Origin of the sequence: Methylobacterium sp., from assembly GCF_019750675.1 — a bacterium.
In the GTDB taxonomy this organism is placed as follows: Bacteria; Pseudomonadota; Alphaproteobacteria; order Rhizobiales; family Beijerinckiaceae; genus Methylobacterium.
In genome coordinates this window covers 1-16,058 of the sequence record NZ_JAIEOF010000164.1, presented here as the reverse complement: position 1 = coordinate 16,058, position 16,058 = coordinate 1, and the positions used below count along the sequence as shown (strand labels likewise).

The 16,058-nt window shown below is 67.8% G+C and carries 17 protein-coding genes and 1 tRNA gene; 8 read left to right on the top strand and 10 right to left on the bottom strand.

What is annotated here, in order from left to right:
• Positions 1-90: 90 nt before the first annotated feature.
• The 4 genes from sdhC (at position 91) to K2X24_RS08660 (ending at position 3,634) form a co-directional block, all read left to right on the top strand.
• Complete coding sequence (sdhC, locus tag K2X24_RS08675) at positions 91-492, top strand: succinate dehydrogenase, cytochrome b556 subunit (protein ID WP_238282906.1); 402 nt, start codon at positions 91-93, stop codon at positions 490-492.
• A 12-nt stretch (positions 493-504) separates the two neighbouring features.
• Complete coding sequence (gene sdhD, locus K2X24_RS08670; RefSeq protein WP_292496830.1) at positions 505-918, top strand: succinate dehydrogenase, hydrophobic membrane anchor protein; 414 nt, start codon at positions 505-507, stop codon at positions 916-918.
• A 29-nt stretch (positions 919-947) separates the two neighbouring features.
• Positions 948-2,768 (top strand): succinate dehydrogenase flavoprotein subunit, encoded by a 1,821-nt coding sequence (gene sdhA / locus K2X24_RS08665; protein WP_292496826.1) that lies wholly within the window; start codon positions 948-950, stop codon positions 2,766-2,768.
• 62 nt (positions 2,769-2,830) lie between these two features.
• Positions 2,831-3,634: a succinate dehydrogenase iron-sulfur subunit gene (locus K2X24_RS08660; RefSeq protein ID WP_055952937.1), complete on the top strand. Its 804-nt coding sequence runs from the start codon at positions 2,831-2,833 to the stop codon at positions 3,632-3,634.
• A gap of 330 nt (positions 3,635-3,964) precedes the next feature.
• Here the strand turns inward: K2X24_RS08660 and K2X24_RS08655 are convergent, their stop codons facing one another.
• The 3 genes from K2X24_RS08655 to K2X24_RS08645 form a co-directional block, all read right to left on the bottom strand.
• Positions 3,965-7,129: a multidrug efflux RND transporter permease subunit gene (locus tag K2X24_RS08655; protein ID WP_292496818.1), complete on the bottom strand. Its 3,165-nt coding sequence runs from the start codon at positions 7,127-7,129 to the stop codon at positions 3,965-3,967.
• 3 nt (positions 7,130-7,132) lie between these two features.
• Positions 7,133-8,506 carry an efflux RND transporter periplasmic adaptor subunit gene (locus tag K2X24_RS08650; protein ID WP_292496816.1) on the bottom strand — a complete coding sequence of 458 codons (1,374 nt, stop codon included), beginning with the start codon at positions 8,504-8,506 and terminating at the stop codon, positions 7,133-7,135.
• A gap of 327 nt (positions 8,507-8,833) precedes the next feature.
• Entirely contained in the window at positions 8,834-9,256 is a 423-nt protein-coding gene (locus K2X24_RS08645) for a hypothetical protein (RefSeq protein WP_292496813.1), read from the bottom strand.
• Between the two features lie 253 nt (positions 9,257-9,509).
• Here K2X24_RS08645 and K2X24_RS08640 point away from each other — a divergent pair, with 253 nt between their 5' ends.
• Positions 9,510-10,082, top strand: coding sequence for a L,D-transpeptidase (locus K2X24_RS08640; protein ID WP_292496811.1), 573 nt, complete (start codon positions 9,510-9,512; stop codon positions 10,080-10,082).
• Between the two features lie 77 nt (positions 10,083-10,159).
• Positions 10,160-10,960: a TSUP family transporter gene (locus tag K2X24_RS08635; RefSeq protein WP_292496809.1), complete on the top strand. Its 801-nt coding sequence runs from the start codon at positions 10,160-10,162 to the stop codon at positions 10,958-10,960.
• A gap of 172 nt (positions 10,961-11,132) precedes the next feature.
• On the opposite strand, the gene K2X24_RS08630 is transcribed toward K2X24_RS08635, so the two are convergent.
• On the bottom strand, positions 11,133-12,179 hold the full coding sequence (locus tag K2X24_RS08630; protein WP_292496806.1) for a MaoC family dehydratase: 1,047 nt from the start codon (positions 12,177-12,179) through the stop codon (positions 11,133-11,135).
• A gap of 106 nt (positions 12,180-12,285) precedes the next feature.
• The gene (locus tag K2X24_RS08625; RefSeq protein ID WP_238282964.1) at positions 12,286-12,588 is read right to left on the bottom strand and encodes a YggT family protein; all 303 of its coding nucleotides are present in this window, start codon (positions 12,586-12,588) and stop codon (positions 12,286-12,288) included.
• Positions 12,589-12,710: 122 nt separating this feature from the next.
• Between K2X24_RS08625 and K2X24_RS08620 the strand changes: the two genes are divergently transcribed.
• A tRNA-Ala gene (locus K2X24_RS08620) sits at positions 12,711-12,786 on the top strand.
• 101 nt (positions 12,787-12,887) lie between these two features.
• On the opposite strand, the gene K2X24_RS08615 is transcribed toward K2X24_RS08620, so the two are convergent.
• Positions 12,888-13,241 (bottom strand): DUF3140 domain-containing protein, encoded by a 354-nt coding sequence (locus K2X24_RS08615; RefSeq protein ID WP_292496802.1) that lies wholly within the window; start codon positions 13,239-13,241, stop codon positions 12,888-12,890.
• A 375-nt stretch (positions 13,242-13,616) separates the two neighbouring features.
• Entirely contained in the window at positions 13,617-14,024 is a 408-nt protein-coding gene (locus K2X24_RS08610) for a hypothetical protein (RefSeq protein WP_292496800.1), read from the bottom strand.
• A 234-nt stretch (positions 14,025-14,258) separates the two neighbouring features.
• On the opposite strand from K2X24_RS08610, the gene K2X24_RS08605 reads away from it, so the two are divergent.
• Complete coding sequence (locus K2X24_RS08605; protein WP_292496798.1) at positions 14,259-14,753, top strand: phosphohydrolase; 495 nt, start codon at positions 14,259-14,261, stop codon at positions 14,751-14,753.
• 85 nt (positions 14,754-14,838) lie between these two features.
• On the opposite strand, the gene K2X24_RS08600 is transcribed toward K2X24_RS08605, so the two are convergent.
• The 3 genes from K2X24_RS08600 to K2X24_RS08590 form a co-directional block, all read right to left on the bottom strand.
• Positions 14,839-15,132, bottom strand: a complete 294-nt coding sequence (locus tag K2X24_RS08600; RefSeq protein ID WP_292496796.1) for a hypothetical protein — start codon at positions 15,130-15,132, stop codon at positions 14,839-14,841.
• Between the two features lie 244 nt (positions 15,133-15,376).
• Positions 15,377-15,550, bottom strand: coding sequence for a hypothetical protein (locus tag K2X24_RS08595; protein WP_238282695.1), 174 nt, complete (start codon positions 15,548-15,550; stop codon positions 15,377-15,379).
• Positions 15,551-15,680: 130 nt separating this feature from the next.
• Positions 15,681-16,058: CoA-transferase (locus tag K2X24_RS08590; protein ID WP_292496790.1), on the bottom strand; the 378-nt coding region annotated here is incomplete at its 5' end.

Below are 16,058 nucleotides of genomic sequence, written 5' to 3'. Positions count from 1 at the left end.
GTGCCCGCTAGCACTTTAGAGACGATCCAAATTTTTCTGAGGCCCATCTCAAAATTGGATGGTGCCGCCCAGTCGAGGACCTTCAGCACGATGGCTCCAACCGTCCGTCCCACGGTCGCCCAGCCGCTCTCGCCCCACCTCCAGATCTATCGGTGGACCTGGACCATGGCGATGTCGGTGTTTCACCGCATCACCGGCACCGCCCTCTACGGCGGCTCGGCTCTGGTGGCGATCTGGCTGGTGGCCCTCGCCTCCGGCCCGTCCGCCTACGGCACCGTCTCGTGGTTCTTCGGCTCGATCGTCGGCCGCCTGGTGCTGTTCGTCTACACCTGGATCCTGATGCACCACATGCTGGGGGGCTTGCGCCACTTCATCTGGGATCTCGGCTACGGCTTCGACCGCGCCCAGCGCATGGGCCTCGCCCGCGCGACCCTGATCGGCTCCGTCATCCTGACCGTCCTGATCTGGGCGCTCGCCCTGACCCTGCGCTGAGGAGACGGACCGATGGCCGACAACCGCCAGAACACGAACGTCACCATGCGCACGCCCCGCGCCCGGGTGAAGGGCCTCGGGGCCTCGGGCCACGGCGCTGGCCATTTCTGGACCCAGCGCCTGACCGCCGCCGCCAACGCGCCGCTGATGCTGGCCTTCGTGGTCATCGTCGCGCTGATGGCGAACCGGCCCTACCCGGAGGCCATCGCGCTGATGTCGCACCCGGTGGTGGCGCTGATCCTGATCCTCGCCGTGATCTCGGTCACGGCCCATATGAGGATCGGGATGCAGGTCATCATCGAGGACTACGTCCATGACAAGACGCTCAAGCTCTTGAGCCTGCTCGCCAACAATTTCTACGCGGTCATCGTCGCCGTGGCCTGCCTGTACGCGATCCTACGCGTCGGCCTCGGCAAGCTCGTCTGACCCGCCCCCCGAACCCGAAGGATCTGCCCATGGCCACCAACGGAACCAACGGCAACGGCGCTCCCGCCTACACGATCAACGACCATACCTTCGACGTGGTGGTGGTGGGCGCCGGCGGCGCGGGCCTGCGCGCCACGGTGGGCTGCTCGCAGGCCGGCCTGCGCACCGCCTGCATCTCGAAGGTGTTTCCCACTCGCTCGCACACCGTGGCGGCGCAGGGCGGCATCTCGGCCTCGCTCGGCAACATGGGCCCGGACGACTGGCGCTGGCACATGTACGACACCGTGAAGGGGTCCGACTGGCTCGGCGACCAGGACGCGATCGAGTACCTCGTGCGCAACGCGCCCGCCGCGGTCTACGAGCTTGAGCACTGGGGCGTGCCGTTCTCGCGCACGGAAGAGGGCAAGATCTACCAGCGCCCGTTCGGCGGCATGACCACCGATTACGGCAAGGGCACCGCCCAGCGCACCTGCGCGGCGGCCGACCGCACCGGCCACGCCATGCTGCACACCCTCTACGGGCAGGCGGTGAAGAACCACACCAATTTCTTCATCGAGTACTTCGCCCTCGACCTCATCATGGACGAGGAGGGCCGCTGCCTCGGCGTCATCGCCATCGACCAGGCCTCAGGCGAGATCCACCGCTTCCGCGCGCAGATGACGATTTTGGCCACCGGCGGCTACGGCCGCTCGTACTTCTCGGCCACCTCCGCCCACACCTGCACCGGCGACGGCAACGCCATGGTTCTGCGCGCCGGCCTGCCCCTGCAGGACATGGAGTTCGTGCAGTTCCACCCCACCGGCATCTACGGCGCCGGCTGCCTCATCACCGAGGGGGCGCGGGGCGAGGGTGGCTACCTGACCAATTCCGAGGGTGAGCGCTTCATGGAGCGCTACGCTCCGAGCGCCAAGGACCTCGCCTCGCGCGACGTGGTCTCCCGCTCGATGACCATGGAGATCCGGGCCGGACGGGGCGTCGGCAAGTCCAACGACCACATCTACCTGCATCTCGACCATCTCGACCCGGCGATCCTGCACCAGCGCCTGCCGGGCATCTCGGAATCTGCCAAGATCTTCGCCGGCGTCGACGTCACCAAGGAGCCGATCCCGGTGCTGCCGACGGTCCACTACAACATGGGCGGCATCCCGACGAACTATCACGGCGAGGTGCTGACCCTGAAGAACGGCAACCCCGACACGGTGGTGCCGGGCCTGATGGCACTGGGCGAGGCGGCCTGCGTCTCGGTGCACGGAGCCAACCGCCTCGGCTCGAACTCGCTGATCGACCTCGTGGTCTTCGGCCGCGCGGCGGGCCTGCGCTGCGCCGAGATCGTCGAGGCGGGCGCCCGCCAGATGGAGCTTCCGAAGGATTCCGCCGACAAGGCCCTCGGGCGCCTCGATCGCTTCCGCTACGCCAATGGCGGCACACCGACGGCGCAGCTTCGCGCCGAGATGCAGAAGACGATGCAGAACAACTGCGCCGTGTTCCGCACCGGCGAGGTGCTGGAAGAGGGCAAGTCCCTCATCCACAAGGTCGCCGCCGGCATTCCCGACATCCACGTCAACGACCGCTCGCTGATCTGGAACACCGATCTCCTCGAGACGCTGGAATTCGACAACCTGATCGGTCAGGCCGTCGTCACCATGGAATCCGCCGCCAATCGCAAGGAAAGCCGCGGCGCGCATGCCCGCGAGGACTTCCCGGATCGCGACGACAAGGAGTGGATGAAGCACACGCTGGCCTGGATGGATGACACCTCCAAGCAGGTCAGCATCGATTACCGCCCGGTCCACACCTACACGATGTCGAACGAGATCCAGTACATCGAGCCGAAGGCGCGCGTGTACTGAGGAAACGGCTGTTGTCGTTCCCCGGATTGGTTCTCACGAGACGGATTTAGGCACGCCAAACCATGGCTCAATTTAATCTACCCAAGAACTCTCAGATCACCGAGGGCAAGACCTGGCCTCGGCCGCAGGGGGCCAACAACCTGCAGGAGTTCCGGATCTATCGCTGGAACCCCGATGACGGGAAGAACCCGCGCGTCGACGTCTATCAGGTCGATCGGGACGATTGCGGCCCGATGGTGCTCGACGCCCTTCTGTGGATCAAGAGCAAGGTCGACTCGACCCTGGTGTTCCGCCGCTCCTGCCGCGAGGGCATCTGCGGCTCCTGCGCCATGAACATCGAGGGCCAGAACGCGCTGGCCTGCACCATGGGCATCGACGAGTGCCAGGAGCACGCCAAGGGCAAGAAGACCGGCGCGGTGCGGATCTATCCGCTACCGCACATGCCGGTGCTGAAGGACCTCGTGCCGGACCTGACGAACTTCTTCGCCCAGCACGCCTCGATCGAGCCCTGGCTCCAGACCGAGACGCCGGCCCCCGAGGGCGAGTGGAAGCAGACACCGGAGGACCGCGCCCAGCTCGACGGCCTCTACGAGTGCATCCTGTGCGCCTGCTGCACGACCTCGTGCCCGAGCTACTGGTGGAACGGCGATCGCTTCCTCGGTCCGGCGGCCCTGCTCCAGGCCTATCGCTGGCTGATCGACAGCCGCGACGAGAACACCGGCGAGCGCCTCGACGCCCTGCACGATCCCTTCCGGCTGTATCGCTGCCACACGATCATGAACTGCGCCAACACCTGCCCGAAGAGCCTGAACCCGGCCAAGGCCATCGCCGAGATCAAAAAGATGATGATCGCCCGCGAGGTCTGACATGGTTTCCGGCTGAATCGTTCGGGGTTCTGGCGCGGGTTCCCTCTCCTGGAAGGAGAGGGACAGGGTGAGGTGGGTGACCTTTCCGGATGTGGACCACACCTCACCCCGACCCTCTCCTTCCAGGAGAGGGAGCATGTCGCGCCCTGCCAGAACGAAGCCATCAACCGGAAACCATATGAGCGGGCTCCGCTCGAACAGACTCGGGCTCGGCGTCGACCGACGCCGGACGAAAGAAGGGGCGCGCGGTCGATTAGACCGCGCGCCCCTTCTTCATGTCCGCATCTCGCTGCGCCGGGGCTCCCCACGGGAGAGCCCCGGCGCCCGGACCTACTCGGCCGGCGCGTGGTGCGGCACGTGTACCGCGCCGGGCTCCGCCTCGGGCTGGATGCCCTCGTAGGCGTCCTTGCGGCGGAAGATCCGCATCACCACCACGAAGAACACCGGCACGAACAGCACCGCCAGAATCGTGGCCGAGATCATGCCACCGAGCACGCCGGTACCGATCGCCTGCTGGCTCTTCGAGGCGGCACCGGTGGCGATGGCCAGCGGCACCACGCCGAAGATGAAGGCGAGCGAGGTCATCACGATGGGGCGGAAGCGCAGGGCCGAGGCCTCGATGGTGGCGTCGACCAGGGACTTGCCCGGCTTCCACAGGTCCTTGGCGAATTCCACGATGAGGATCGCGTTCTTGGCCGAGAGACCGATGATCGTGATGATGCCGATCTTGAAGTAGACGTCGTTGGGCAGCCCCCGGAGGTACACGGCCGCCACCGAGCCGATGATGCCGAGCGGGATGACGAGCAGCACCGAGAACGGGATCGACCAGCTCTCGTAGAGCGCCGCGAGACACAGGAACACGATCAGGATCGAGAGGCCGAGGAGCAGCGAGGCCTGGGAGCCCGCCTGCTTTTCCTGCAGCGACTGACCGGTCCAGGCGTAGCCGAAGCCCTTCGGCAATTGCTGCATCAGGCGTTCCATCTCCGCGATGGCGTCGCCCGAGGTGTAGCCCGCGGCCGGCTCGCCGGTGAAGCGGACCGACTGGTAGCCGTTGAAGCCGACGATCTGCGAGGGGCCGACGCCCCATTTCAGATCGGCGAAGGACGACATCGGCACCATCGTGCCCGAGGCGTTCTTCACCCCGTAGTTCAGCAGGTCGGGCGCCTGCATGCGCTGGAGCTGTTCCGCCTGGACGTAGACGCGCTGCATCTTGCCCTGGTTGGGGAAGTCGTTGGTGTAGACCGAGCCCAGGTTGACCTGGATCGTGCTGTTGATGTCCTCGAACTTCACCCCGAGGGCGGCGGCCTTCTCGCGGTCGATGATCAGCTCCGCCTGCGGCGTCGGGGACAGGCCCTCGATCTTCATCTTCTGCAGGATGGGGCTCTTCTTCGCGAGGGTCAGCAGCTGCGACTCGGCCGCCGTGAGGGCCGAGTAGCCGCGCTGGGCCCGGTCCTGGAGGCGGAACGAGAAGCCGGCGGCGTTGCCGAGGTTGTCCACCGGCGGCGGCTCCTGCGCGTCGATGATGGCGTCGCGGTAGCCGGCGAGGGCCGCGTTGGTGTCGGCCACCAGGGCGCTGGCGGAATTGGCCGCGTCGCGCTCGCTCCAGGGCTTCAGGGTCACGAAGGCTTGGCTCAGGTTCGGGCCCTGGCCCGAGAACGAGAATCCGTTGAGCATCGTCACGGTGGCGACGCCGGGCCGGGCGAGGAGATACTGCTCCACCTCGCGCACCGCCGTCTGGGTGCGGTTGAACGAGGCGCCGGGCGGCGTCTGGATGTCCACCGTGAAGAAGCCCTGGTCCTCCACGGGCAGGAAGCCCTCGGGCAGGCGCAGGAAGGCGAAGCCGACCCCGACCAGCAGGGCGAGGTAGACCATCATCACCTTGCCGGAACGCTTGATCAGCGCCGCGACGCCGCGGCCGTAGCGCGCGGTTTCGCGGTCGACGATCCGGTTGAACCAGCCGAAGAACCCGCCCTTCGAATGGCCGTGGCCCTTCTCGATCGGCTTCAGCAGGGTCGCGCAGAGCGCCGGGGTCAGAGACAGGGCGAGGAGCGCCGAGAAGCCGATGGAGGTCACCATCGCGATGGAGAACTGCCGGTAGATGATGCCGACCGAGCCCGGGAAGAACGCCATCGGAATGAACACCGCGACGAGCACCAGGGTGATGCCGATGATGGCACCGGTGATCTGGCTCATCGCCTTGCGGGTGGCCTCCTTCGGCGAGAGGCCCTCCTCGTTCATGATGCGCTCGACGTTCTCCACCACCACGATGGCGTCGTCGACGAGGATGCCGATGGCCAGCACCATGCCGAACATGGTCAGAACGTTGATCGAGAACCCGGACAACAGCATCACCGTGACGGTGCCGAGCAGCGCGATCGGGACCACGATGGTGGGGATCAGGGTGTAGCGGATGTTCTGCAGGAATAGGAACATCACCACGAACACCAGCACCACCGCCTCGACCAGGGTCATCAGGACCTTCTTGATCGAGGCCTGAACCGCCGGGGTGATGTCGTAGGGAATGTCCCATTTCAGGCCGGGCGGGAAGAACTGCGACAGCTCCTCCATCTTGGCGCGGATGGCCTGGGCGGTCTCGAGGGCGTTGCCGTCGGGGGCCAGGGTGACGGAAATGCCGGCCGCCTCGCCGCCGTTGAGGCGGGTCGAGAACTGGTAGGCGTCGCCGCCGAGTTCGATCCGGGATACGTCGCGCAGCCGCACGTTCGAGCCGTCGGAATTCGCCCGCAGGACGATGGCGCCGAAATCCTCGACGGTGTTGAGCTGGCCCTTCACGACGATCGGCGCGAAGACCGGATGCTTGCTCGGGCTCGGCTGGGCGCCGACCGCCCCGGAGGCGATCTGGATGTTCTGGTTGCGGATCGCGTCGGTGACGTCCTCGGGGGTCAGCGACAGGCCGCGCAGCTTGTCGGGATCGACCCAGACGCGCAGGCTGCGCTCCGTCGAGTAGAGTGTCGCGCGCCCGACGCCGGGCACGCGCCGGATCTCGTTGATGACGTTGCGGATCAGGAAGTCGCCGAGGCCGATCTCGTCCATCTTCCCGTCGGTCGAGACCAGCGTGATGATGTTGAGCGTCGCGGCCGAGGCCTCCTCGACCAGGATGCCCTGCTGGCGGACTTCCGCCGGCAGGCGCGCCTCCACGCGCTTGAGGCGGTTCTGGACTTCGACGGAGGCCAGCGCCGGGTCGGTGCCGGGCAGGAAGGTCGCGGTGATATTGATCGAGCCGAACGAGTCGGTGGTCGACTCGAAGCTCATGATGTTGGCCGCCCCGTTCAACTCATCCTCGATGAGCCGGGTGGTGCCGGTGTAGAGGCTCTCCACCGAGGCGCCCGGGAAGGCGGTGGAGAGGGCGATCGAGGGCGGCGCGATCACGGGGTACTGCGCCACCGGCAGCATGGGCAGGGAGAGCGCGCCGCCGAGGATGATGAAGAGGGCGACGACCCACGCGAAGACCGGACGGTCGATGAAGAAACGGGCCATGGTTCAGCGCACCTGCGAAACGGGCTTGGCCGTGTCGGGCTTGGCCTTGTCGGTCTTGGCCGCATCGGGTTTGGCAGCTTCGGACCTGGGCGCGTCGGTCTTCACCGTATCGGTCTTGGCCGTGTCGGTCTTGGCCGCCTCCCCCTTGGGCTGGCGTGGCTTGGCCTCGGCGTCCGCGACATCGGTGTCGCGCGGCTTCGGCTCGTGGTCCTCGGTGGCCGTCTTCAGTTCGACGGTCTTCACCTCCTGGCCGGCGGCGATCTTCTGCACGCCCTCGACCACGACCCGGTCGCCGGCCTTGAGGCCGGAGCGGATGATCCACTGGTTGCCGACCACGGAGCCGACCTCCACGGGCTGGAGCATCACCTTGCTGTCGTCGCGGACGACCCAGACCTCGGCCTTGCCGTCGCTGGTGCGCTGGATCGCCTGCTGCGGCACCGCGAGCGCGTCGGTGTCGATGCCCTGCTTGATGCGGGCGCGGACATACATGCCGGGGAACAGCTCGTCGTGCGGATTCGGGAACAGTACGCGCAGGGTCACCTGGCCGGTGCTGGGGTCGGCGGTGACGTCGGAGAACAGCAACTTGCCGGCCGAGCCGTAGAGCGAGCCGTCATCCATGATGAGGTGGACGTTCGCGGTGTCGGCCGAGAGCCGCGAGAGTTCGCCGCTGGCGAGATCCCGGCGCAGCTTGTTCAGCTCGCCCACCGACTGGGTGATGTCGACGTAGATCGGGTCGAGCTGCTGGATGGTCGCGAGGTTGGCGGTTCCCCCCTGCTCCACCAGGGTGCCCTCGGTGAGGAGCGCGCGGCCGATGCGGCCCGAGATGGGCGCGCGGACATCCGTGTAGCCGAGGTTGAGCTTGGCCCGGTCACGGGTCGCCTTGGCGCCGGCGACCTCGGCCTGGGCCTGCTTCAGCCCCGCATAGGCGGCATCGTACTGCGCCTGGCTCGCGGTCTGGCGCGAGAGCAGCTGCTCCAGGCGGTCGGCCTGCTGGGACGCGAGGACCTGCGCGGCCTCCGTGCGCGCCAGCGCCGCCTCCGCGCTCAGGAGTTCGACCTCGAAGGGGGCCGGATCGATCTTGTAGAGGACGTCGCCCTCCTTCACGAGGCTGCCCTGCTCGAAGGTCCGCTTGACCACGAGGCCGGACACCCGCGAGCGCACCTCGGCGATGCGCAAGGGCGCGACCCGCCCCGGCAGGTCCCGCACGTAGGGGATCGGCTGCTCGCGGACGGTCACGATCCCGACTTCGGGCGCCGGACCGGGAACGGGTGCGGCCGCCTGTTGCTTCTGGTTGCACGCCGAAAGAGCGACCAGCACGAAGCCGGCGGCGAGGGAAGCCGGCCGGGCCCGGAACAGGCGGGTGGTGAGAGACGTCACGATTACTTCGCTCCTGCGAAATGGCGGTTCGATGACGCTCGCGGGGCGAGCCGGCATCACCGTGTTCAGGGTCCAGGGAGCCGGGATCCGTAATCGGATCCGCCCTCTGGCAAGCGGCGGGCCACGGCCGGCATCACGCCAGCATCGACGCTGCGGGGGCCGTGTTCGAGGGGTGGTGGAGCCATCCCCGGTTCGGAGAGCCCGCCATCGACCGGATCGAGATCGCTGACGGCGACGCCCTGGATGCCGCACAATCTTGGCAATCCAACGACACGGGTTGCACCCGGCCGTCCGGGACCACGCAGGGATAGGCGGCGCGCCGGGCGTTCAGCCGGCCGGGCGCGGCCTCGGCGGGCGGTCGAGGGGGATGGCGGCGGCAACCTTGAGCACACCGGTCGAGCGCGGCAAGGCGGGGCGCGGCAGCCGCGCGACCACCAGAGCGCCGACGCGGGGCTGGACCGCCTCCTCGCAGGCCTCGTCGAGATCGAGGAGCGTACTCGCGATGCGGGCGCCGGCGTCCGACGCGGGAAGTCCCGCCGAATGCGCGAGCACGGGTCGGACTTCGAAGCCGCGGGGCACATCCACGGCGACGTGAAGCAGGGGCAGCAGGGCGCAGACAAGAGACAGCAGGCCCAGCAGCCCATATCCGGCCGCAACCACGGTCCGCAGGGCGGCGTGGGGACCATGTCCGGGCCACGATGCGCCGATGCGACCGAACGGGTCGACACGCATCGCGAAGTGGGGGGCCAAGCTTCTCACGTCCCGGACTCTGGGGCTGCGCCGGCGGCGCCGCAAGTTCCTGCGGCATTGTGTCAGGTGTTCCGAAGGCCCTTCGGCGGCTGAATCGGACGGCGTTGCGGGGATCACACAGAGGCGCGCGAACGTGGTCGGCTCGGTTGACCACCTCCCCGTGCGCCGTCAAGGCTCCTGCCCCCGACCATGAGCCTGATGGCTTCGGGGCCCAGAATGGCCCCCGGAGCCTGTTTTGGCTGGAGGACAGACCATGCAGACGCGCCGCGTTCTCGCCGCAGCCGCCCTGGCGGCGGCCCTCACCGGATCGACCGGCCCGGCCTTCGCCGGAAACCCGTTCGACAGCGGGCCGATCGCCGACTTCATGAACATCTTCAAGGAGCAGGCGATCCCGCGCGAGACCGTCGCCTGGAAGGGCGCCGAGAAGCCCGGCACCATCGTGGTCTCGACGAGCCAGCGCCGGCTCTACTACGTGCTCGGCGGCGGTCAGGCCGTGCGCTACGGCGTCGGCGTCGGCCGCCAGGGCTTCTCCTGGTCCGGCGAGAAGCGCGTGACGATGAAGAAGGAATGGCCGGATTGGCGCCCGCCGTCGCAGATGCTGGCCCGCCGGCCCGACCTGCCGCGCTTCATGGCCGGAGGGCAGGACAACCCCCTCGGCGCCCGCGCCCTCTACCTCGGTTCGTCGCTCTACCGCATCCACGGTTCGAACGAGCCCGAGACCATGGGCGCCGCCGTTTCCTCGGGCTGCATCCGCATGACGAACAAGGACGTGGTCGACCTCTACGATCGCGCCAAGGTCGGCACCCGGGTCGTCGTCCGCAACTGAGACGCTGATCCGGCGCCCGCCCCCATCCTCCATCCCGCCTCCAGTCGGTCTTCACTGGACCATGACGTGAGGACGGTATGATCTTCGGGGTGGATATCGGCCTGATCGCGGGTCTGTTCGCGATGGCCGTCGCGGCCGGCTGCGTCGACGCGATCGCGGGCGGCGGCGGCCTGCTCACGGTACCGGCCCTGCTGCTCGCGGGGCTCGATCCCGTGGCGGCGATCGCGACGAACAAGCTTCAGGGCAGCGCCGGAGCGATCTCCTCCACCCTCGCCTTCGCCCGGCGCCGCCTGATCCACTGGCCGGATGCCTGGAAGATCGCGGTGAGCGCCGGCTGCGCCTCGATCGCGGGCGCGCTCTGCGTCAGCCTGCTGCCGCGCGCCGTGCTGGACGCCGCGGTGCCGATCCTGCTCGTCGCGATCGCCATCTACTTCGCTACCGCCAAGCGCATGAGCAACGAGGACGCGGCCGCGCGGATGACGCCGAACTGGTTCGCCCTGACATGGGCCCCGGCGGTCGGTTTCTACGATGGCGTGTTCGGTCCCGGCGCCGGTGCGTTCTACATGATCGGTTTCGTGACCCTGCTGGGCCTCGGCGTGGTGAAGGGTACCGCCCATACCAAGCTCGCCAACGCTGCGAGTAATCTCGGCAGCCTCGCCCTCTTCGCGATCGGCGGTCACGTGGTCTGGGCGATCGGCCTGACGATGGCGGTCGGCGCCTTTCTCGGGGCGCAGATCGGCTCGCGCCTCGCGATCCGGATGGGGGCCCGGTTGATCCGCCCGCTTCTCGTGACGATCGCGTGCCTGATGGCGCTGCGACTGCTCTCCGATCCGGCCAATCCCCTGCGGCGGACCGTGCTCGGCCTGTTCGGCGGCTGACCGGCGCCGCGCGATCCACGGATCGCGGGGGCTGATTCCGAACGACGGAAAGGGGCAGGCGGGCCCCTTGGTCGGCTCTGCAACCACTGCCCATCATCCTCCGGACGCGTCCGGATAACGACAGCACAATCACGGGCGGCCCTCTCGAGGCCGCCCGCGCGGCGACGGGACCTCAGCGCGGCATGAAGGCCCAGTAGTCGAGGTCGAGGATTACGGACGGGTCATAGGCATCGCCGACCTTGTCCGGGTGGTTGCCGCAGGGCTGGTTCTTGGTGGCCACCGTGCGCAGGCGCAGCGCCCCGATGTCGCTGCGGCCGGGCAATTCGGCGGTCTCCAGCACCTCGCTCCAGGCATAGACCGTGTCGCCGGCGAACAGCGGCGCGACGTGGCGGCCGGCATTGATGCCCGCGAGCGCGAAGGCGTTCGCCAGGCCGTTGAAGCTGAGCGCCCGGGCCAGCGAGATGACGACGCCCCCGTAGATCAGCCGGCGGCCGAAGCGGGTGTCCTTGGCCGCGTAGCCGTCGAAGTGCACCTTGGCGGTGTTTTGGTAGAGGCGCGTGGCGATCTGGTGCTCGGCCTCTTCGACGGTCATCCCGTCGACGTGGTCGATCCGCTCGCCCACCACGTAGTCGCCGAAGCGGTGAGGCGAGCCGGCGAGTTCGCAATCGTAGGCGCCGGCGTTGAGGGACGGCAGGGCGCCGGCGAGGTCGGCGGGGTCCACCACCTTGGCGAAGGTCGGCACGTGCTCCTGGGCGATGACCGCCGCTGGATCGCGCTTCTTGACCAGCACCCAGCGGCAATAGCTCAGCACGGTCTCGCCGTCGGCGTCCGAGCCGGTGGAGCGCACGTAGACCACGCCGGTCTGCCGGTTCGAGCTCTCCTTGAGGCCGATCACCTCCGACACCGTCGAGAGCGTCTCGCCGGGATAGACCGGCCGGCGGAAGCCACCCTCGGCATAGCCGAGATTGGCAAGGGCGTTGAGGGAGATGTCCGGCACGGTCTTGCCGAAGACGACGTGGAAGGTGAGCAGGTCGTCGAGGGGGCTCCGCGGATAGCCGATGGCGCGTGCGAAGGCGTCCGAGGATTGAACGGCGAAGCGGGGCCCGTAGAGCGCGGTGTAGAGCGCGACGTCGCCGAGGGTGACGGTGCGGGGCGTGGCGTGGCGGATGGTCTCCCCGAGGCGGTAATCCTCGAAGAATCGGCCGGGATTGGTCTTCATGGCGGTCTCGTCCCCAGGGCGGCGCGGTGGCGCAACGGTTTCTTGTGTGGGGCGGGCCGTCGTCGTGCCCTGCCCCTCGCCGGCTCTTCGGCCCGGCGCGTGCGGCTCAGCGCGTGTAGATGGTGGTCTGCGTCGGCACGAATTCGTGCAGCAGCCGGCTCGCGAACAGCAGCAGCAGGACGAGCACGATCGGCGAAAGGTCGACGCCGCCCAGATTGGGCAGGATGTTGCGGATCGGGCGCAGCACCGGCTCGGTGAGGCGGTAGAGCACCTCGCCGATCTGGGAGACGATGGGATTGCGGACGTTCACCACGTTGAACGCCACGAGCCAGCTCAGCACGGCGCTGGCGATGAGGACGTAGATGTAGAGCTGCACGACGGTGTCGAAGAGCCAGATGAAGGCGTTCATGCGCGGAAACGAAGTCCTCGTGGCCCCGCGCTCGCAGGGCGCATCACGCGCACGCAAAGCCGCAGGATTTCTGGAATTGACAGGCCGGCGTGCGCGAGCCTAAAAGGCCGGCACCCCGGAACGGGGCTGTAGCTCAGATGGGAGAGCGCCGCAATCGCACTGCGGAGGTCAGCGGTTCGATCCCGCTCAGCTCCACCAGGTTTCCCCCAGGGACGGGTTTTCGCCCCGGGTGAGACATCGGTGGTTGTCATATCGTTCAGACCGCTCGGCGCAGCGGGCGCCTCGTAAGACGAGATGCGTCAGTCGTCCTTGAGCGGGTCGTGTCCCCAGTTCATCAGGGACAGCCGCCAGGCCGAATCCTTCACCTTGGCCTTGTCGTCCGGTCCGCCCTGCTTGAGGTGGCGGCGAACGTATCCGACGACCTTGGCCATGTGGGCGTAGTCGTCGTCGGTGAGGTCGGCCTTCTTCGTGCGCAGAAGTTCGACGATGCGACGCCCCTCGCGGTGGCCCGTCGCCTCGCCGCCATCCTTCTTCTGGCCGACGGACTTGCTCTCGTCGGTCTCGAGGAAGGCTTCCAGCTTGGCGGGGGGCATGTTCACGGCCTCGCGGAAAGCCGCGTAGGTCTCGGCGTGATCGTCGGCTCGGTCTGCCATTCGCGCGTCGTCTCCCGGGTGATCGGCCGAGAAACCCGACTGCGTTTCCGGGAGTTCCATGCTCGAACGGGGCGCGGCGGCCGCCTCCCCGTGTGCCTTCCTCGCGTCCCCTGCCCGGCGCTCAGGCGATCAGCCAAGCCATCGCGATCACGCCCGCGAAGAACAGGGCGTAGGTCACCAGGATGGCGACGATCTCACGGTGTTGGATGACGAGGTTTTCTGAGGCGGTCAGCATGGCAATCGGCCGGGTGTGGGATGAGCCCGTTTATCTCACGCCCACGCTTGGAATTCGATGACCGCGACGCTGTCCACAGCGAGGAAATTGCCGATGTCTCCCGGCCGCCACAGAGACGCGGCGCGTCCGCCCGAACCGCTTCAGGCCGGCAGGCCGGAGGGCAGATCGAACAGGAAGTTGTCCACCGCCGGAATGGTGACGGCAAGGCCGGTGCCTGCGCCGTAGCGCGCCTTGGACAGCCGCCAGGGGAAGTCCGTCCGGGCGCGGATCGCTTCCGATGGGCGCAGGCGCCGGGGCGTCCCGTCGGCCCCGATCTCTTCAACGAGGAGGAAGCCATAGACCTGCAGGCGCGAGGCGATGAGTTTGGTCTCGCGGTCGCCGGCCGCCACCGCCAGGCTGCCGGTCGCGTAGACCGCGTCCATCAGGGCTCGCTGCTCGCTCCGCCGGGCCGCGACGCTGCCCGGTACCGGGGTCTCGGGCCGCTGCGGCCGGGGGGCCGTGCGCCGGAAGGGAACGACATTGTCCATCGTCGCCGGAACGCTACCCATACGCCATCATCCTCGCGATACGCCCGAGGGCCGGGGAACGCCTCCGGCCTTCCCCTGATTTCGACGGTTCCGCTTAATGCCCCGCTAACGCTGGCGGCCTGTGCCGTCCCGGTTTCGTGGACGGAGCGGATCGGACGCGCCGGAACGCGGCGCTGCGGTTTACCCGCGCGGGCATCTGAGGCAGTGAGAGGCCTCGTCGATCGGGGTCGGCGACCGAGCCTGCGAGGCGACGCGATGGCATCCATCTTCGAAGCGCACAGCTTTGCGATCCTCGCCCATGCGGGCCAGATCGATAAGGGCGGGCAACCCTACATCCGGCACCTCGAGCGGGTCGCGAACGCCTCCGTCGTCCGCGCCGGCCATGCCAAATCCGTGGACCGCCTGCCGATCGACCCGATGGAGGTGATGCAGGCCGCGATCCTCCACGATGTGCTCGAGGATACGCCGACCACCCCGGTCGGCCTGCGCGCGGAGGGCTTCGCGGAGCCCGTGGTCGCGATGGTCCGGCTGCTGACGAAGTCGCCGGAGCCGATGCCCTACGATGCGCGCATGACCCGTCTCATCGGCGAGGGCCATCTCGGCGCGATTCTCATCAAGATGTCGGATACCGAGGACAATCTGAGCCCGGATCGAACCCTCCCGGACGGGGCGGCCCAGCGCGAGCGCTACGCGACGGCGTTCCAACGCCTGAAGGCTGCCGCGATCGCCCTGGGCTATACCGGCGCCTGAGATCCGCACCGTCGACAAGCGAAAGCCCCGCGCCGTGAGGCTGCGGGGCTGGACGTGTCGTTTGGAGAAGACCGGCGCGCCGACTTTACTTGCCGCTGGGGGCCGCGCCGCTGCCGGTCACGCCGTTGCCACCGGTTCCGCCGGGGGCACCCTGCGTCGCCGTGCTCGGACCGCCGGAGGTGCCGGCCGGCGCCATGGTGGAACCGGTGGCCGCCGGTGCGCCCGTACGTTCCATGGCCTTCTCGCCGTCGCTCTTCACGCTGCCCGGATTGTTCATGTTGCCCGTGGCGGAGCCGCCGCCGGCCGCGTTCTGGGCGAAGGCGGAACCCGTGAGGGCGAGGGCGAGCGATCCAGCAACGACTAAGGTTTTGATCGACATGGTGCGTTGTCTCCTGTTGTTATCAACTTGGAAACTTAACGCGTCGAGTCCAGCATTCGTTCATCGCAAAATTCGGACGCGACAGTCTCAAGATTTTTCGAAGGTACGTCCGATTTTCTTACGTTCATCGGCCGGTTAATTCGACGGCGACACGCTGTATCGGTGGCCGGATATTTTGCGGCCGATACGGCAAAACTTGCCATTCGGGTATGACCGCCCAACGGCTCGTATGACCCAACAGGCGTTAGCCGTCGCTCCCCGGACGATCGACGTTCTGTTCGGCCTCGTCGAAGGTATAACCCTCCAGCCAGTCCGCGCTGTTCTGCGAACCGGCGGGGTACGGGTTCTCGGAATCGGGCAATCCAGCCAGCTTGGCGGCCTTGCCCTCTTCCATCACGGTCTTTGAAACCACGGTCATGTCTCGGCACTCCTGTGTTGCCCCCCGCAGGACAGGTAGAGCGCCGCCACGATCCGGGGACCGGCGTGCCGCGAAAAACCCGTCGCGGCCGAGACCGGCCGGGTTGGTCGCGGATCGAGCGCGGTTCGGTTCAGGCGAGCTTGGTGGTGAAGCGCGCCGTCGTCTTCCGGCGGACCTCGTCCTCGGTGACGCCGTCGGCGAGCTCGACCAGGGTCATCCCGCCCTCACCCTTCTTGTCGATGGTGAAGACGCCGAGATCGGTGATGACCATGTCGACCACGTGGGTGCCGGTGAGGGGCAGGTCGCAGGCGGCCAGCAGCTTGGGGCTCTCCGAGCCGTCCTTGCCCTTGGCGGTGTGCTCCATCACCACCACCACCTTCTTGACGCCGGCCACGAGATCCATGGCGCCGCCCATGCCCTTCACCATCTTGCCCGGGATCATCCAGTTGGCCAGATCGCCGTTCTCCGCCACCTGCATGGCGCCGAGGATCGACAGATTGATGTGCCC

Coding starts and splice junctions, on each gene's coding strand:
- K2X24_RS08660 (WP_055952937.1), top strand. CDS start 2,831: ATGGCTCAATTTAATCTACCCAAGAACTCTCAGATCACCGAGGGCAAG.
- sdhC (WP_238282906.1), top strand. CDS start 91: ATGGCTCCAACCGTCCGTCCCACGGTCGCCCAGCCGCTCTCGCCCCAC.
- K2X24_RS08615 (WP_292496802.1), bottom strand. CDS start 13,241: ATGGCAGACCGAGCCGACGATCACGCCGAGACCTACGCGGCTTTCCGC.
- K2X24_RS08610 (WP_292496800.1), bottom strand. CDS start 14,024: ATGGGTAGCGTTCCGGCGACGATGGACAATGTCGTTCCCTTCCGGCGC.
- sdhA (WP_292496826.1), top strand. CDS start 948: ATGGCCACCAACGGAACCAACGGCAACGGCGCTCCCGCCTACACGATC.
- K2X24_RS08630 (WP_292496806.1), bottom strand. CDS start 12,179: ATGAAGACCAATCCCGGCCGATTCTTCGAGGATTACCGCCTCGGGGAG.
- K2X24_RS08595 (WP_238282695.1), bottom strand. CDS start 15,550: ATGACCGTGGTTTCAAAGACCGTGATGGAAGAGGGCAAGGCCGCCAAG.
- K2X24_RS08605 (WP_292496798.1), top strand. CDS start 14,259: ATGGCATCCATCTTCGAAGCGCACAGCTTTGCGATCCTCGCCCATGCG.
- K2X24_RS08600 (WP_292496796.1), bottom strand. CDS start 15,132: ATGTCGATCAAAACCTTAGTCGTTGCTGGATCGCTCGCCCTCGCCCTC.
- K2X24_RS08640 (WP_292496811.1), top strand. CDS start 9,510: ATGCAGACGCGCCGCGTTCTCGCCGCAGCCGCCCTGGCGGCGGCCCTC.
- K2X24_RS08635 (WP_292496809.1), top strand. CDS start 10,160: ATGATCTTCGGGGTGGATATCGGCCTGATCGCGGGTCTGTTCGCGATG.
- K2X24_RS08625 (WP_238282964.1), bottom strand. CDS start 12,588: ATGAACGCCTTCATCTGGCTCTTCGACACCGTCGTGCAGCTCTACATC.
- sdhD (WP_292496830.1), top strand. CDS start 505: ATGGCCGACAACCGCCAGAACACGAACGTCACCATGCGCACGCCCCGC.
- K2X24_RS08655 (WP_292496818.1), bottom strand. CDS start 7,129: ATGGCCCGTTTCTTCATCGACCGTCCGGTCTTCGCGTGGGTCGTCGCC.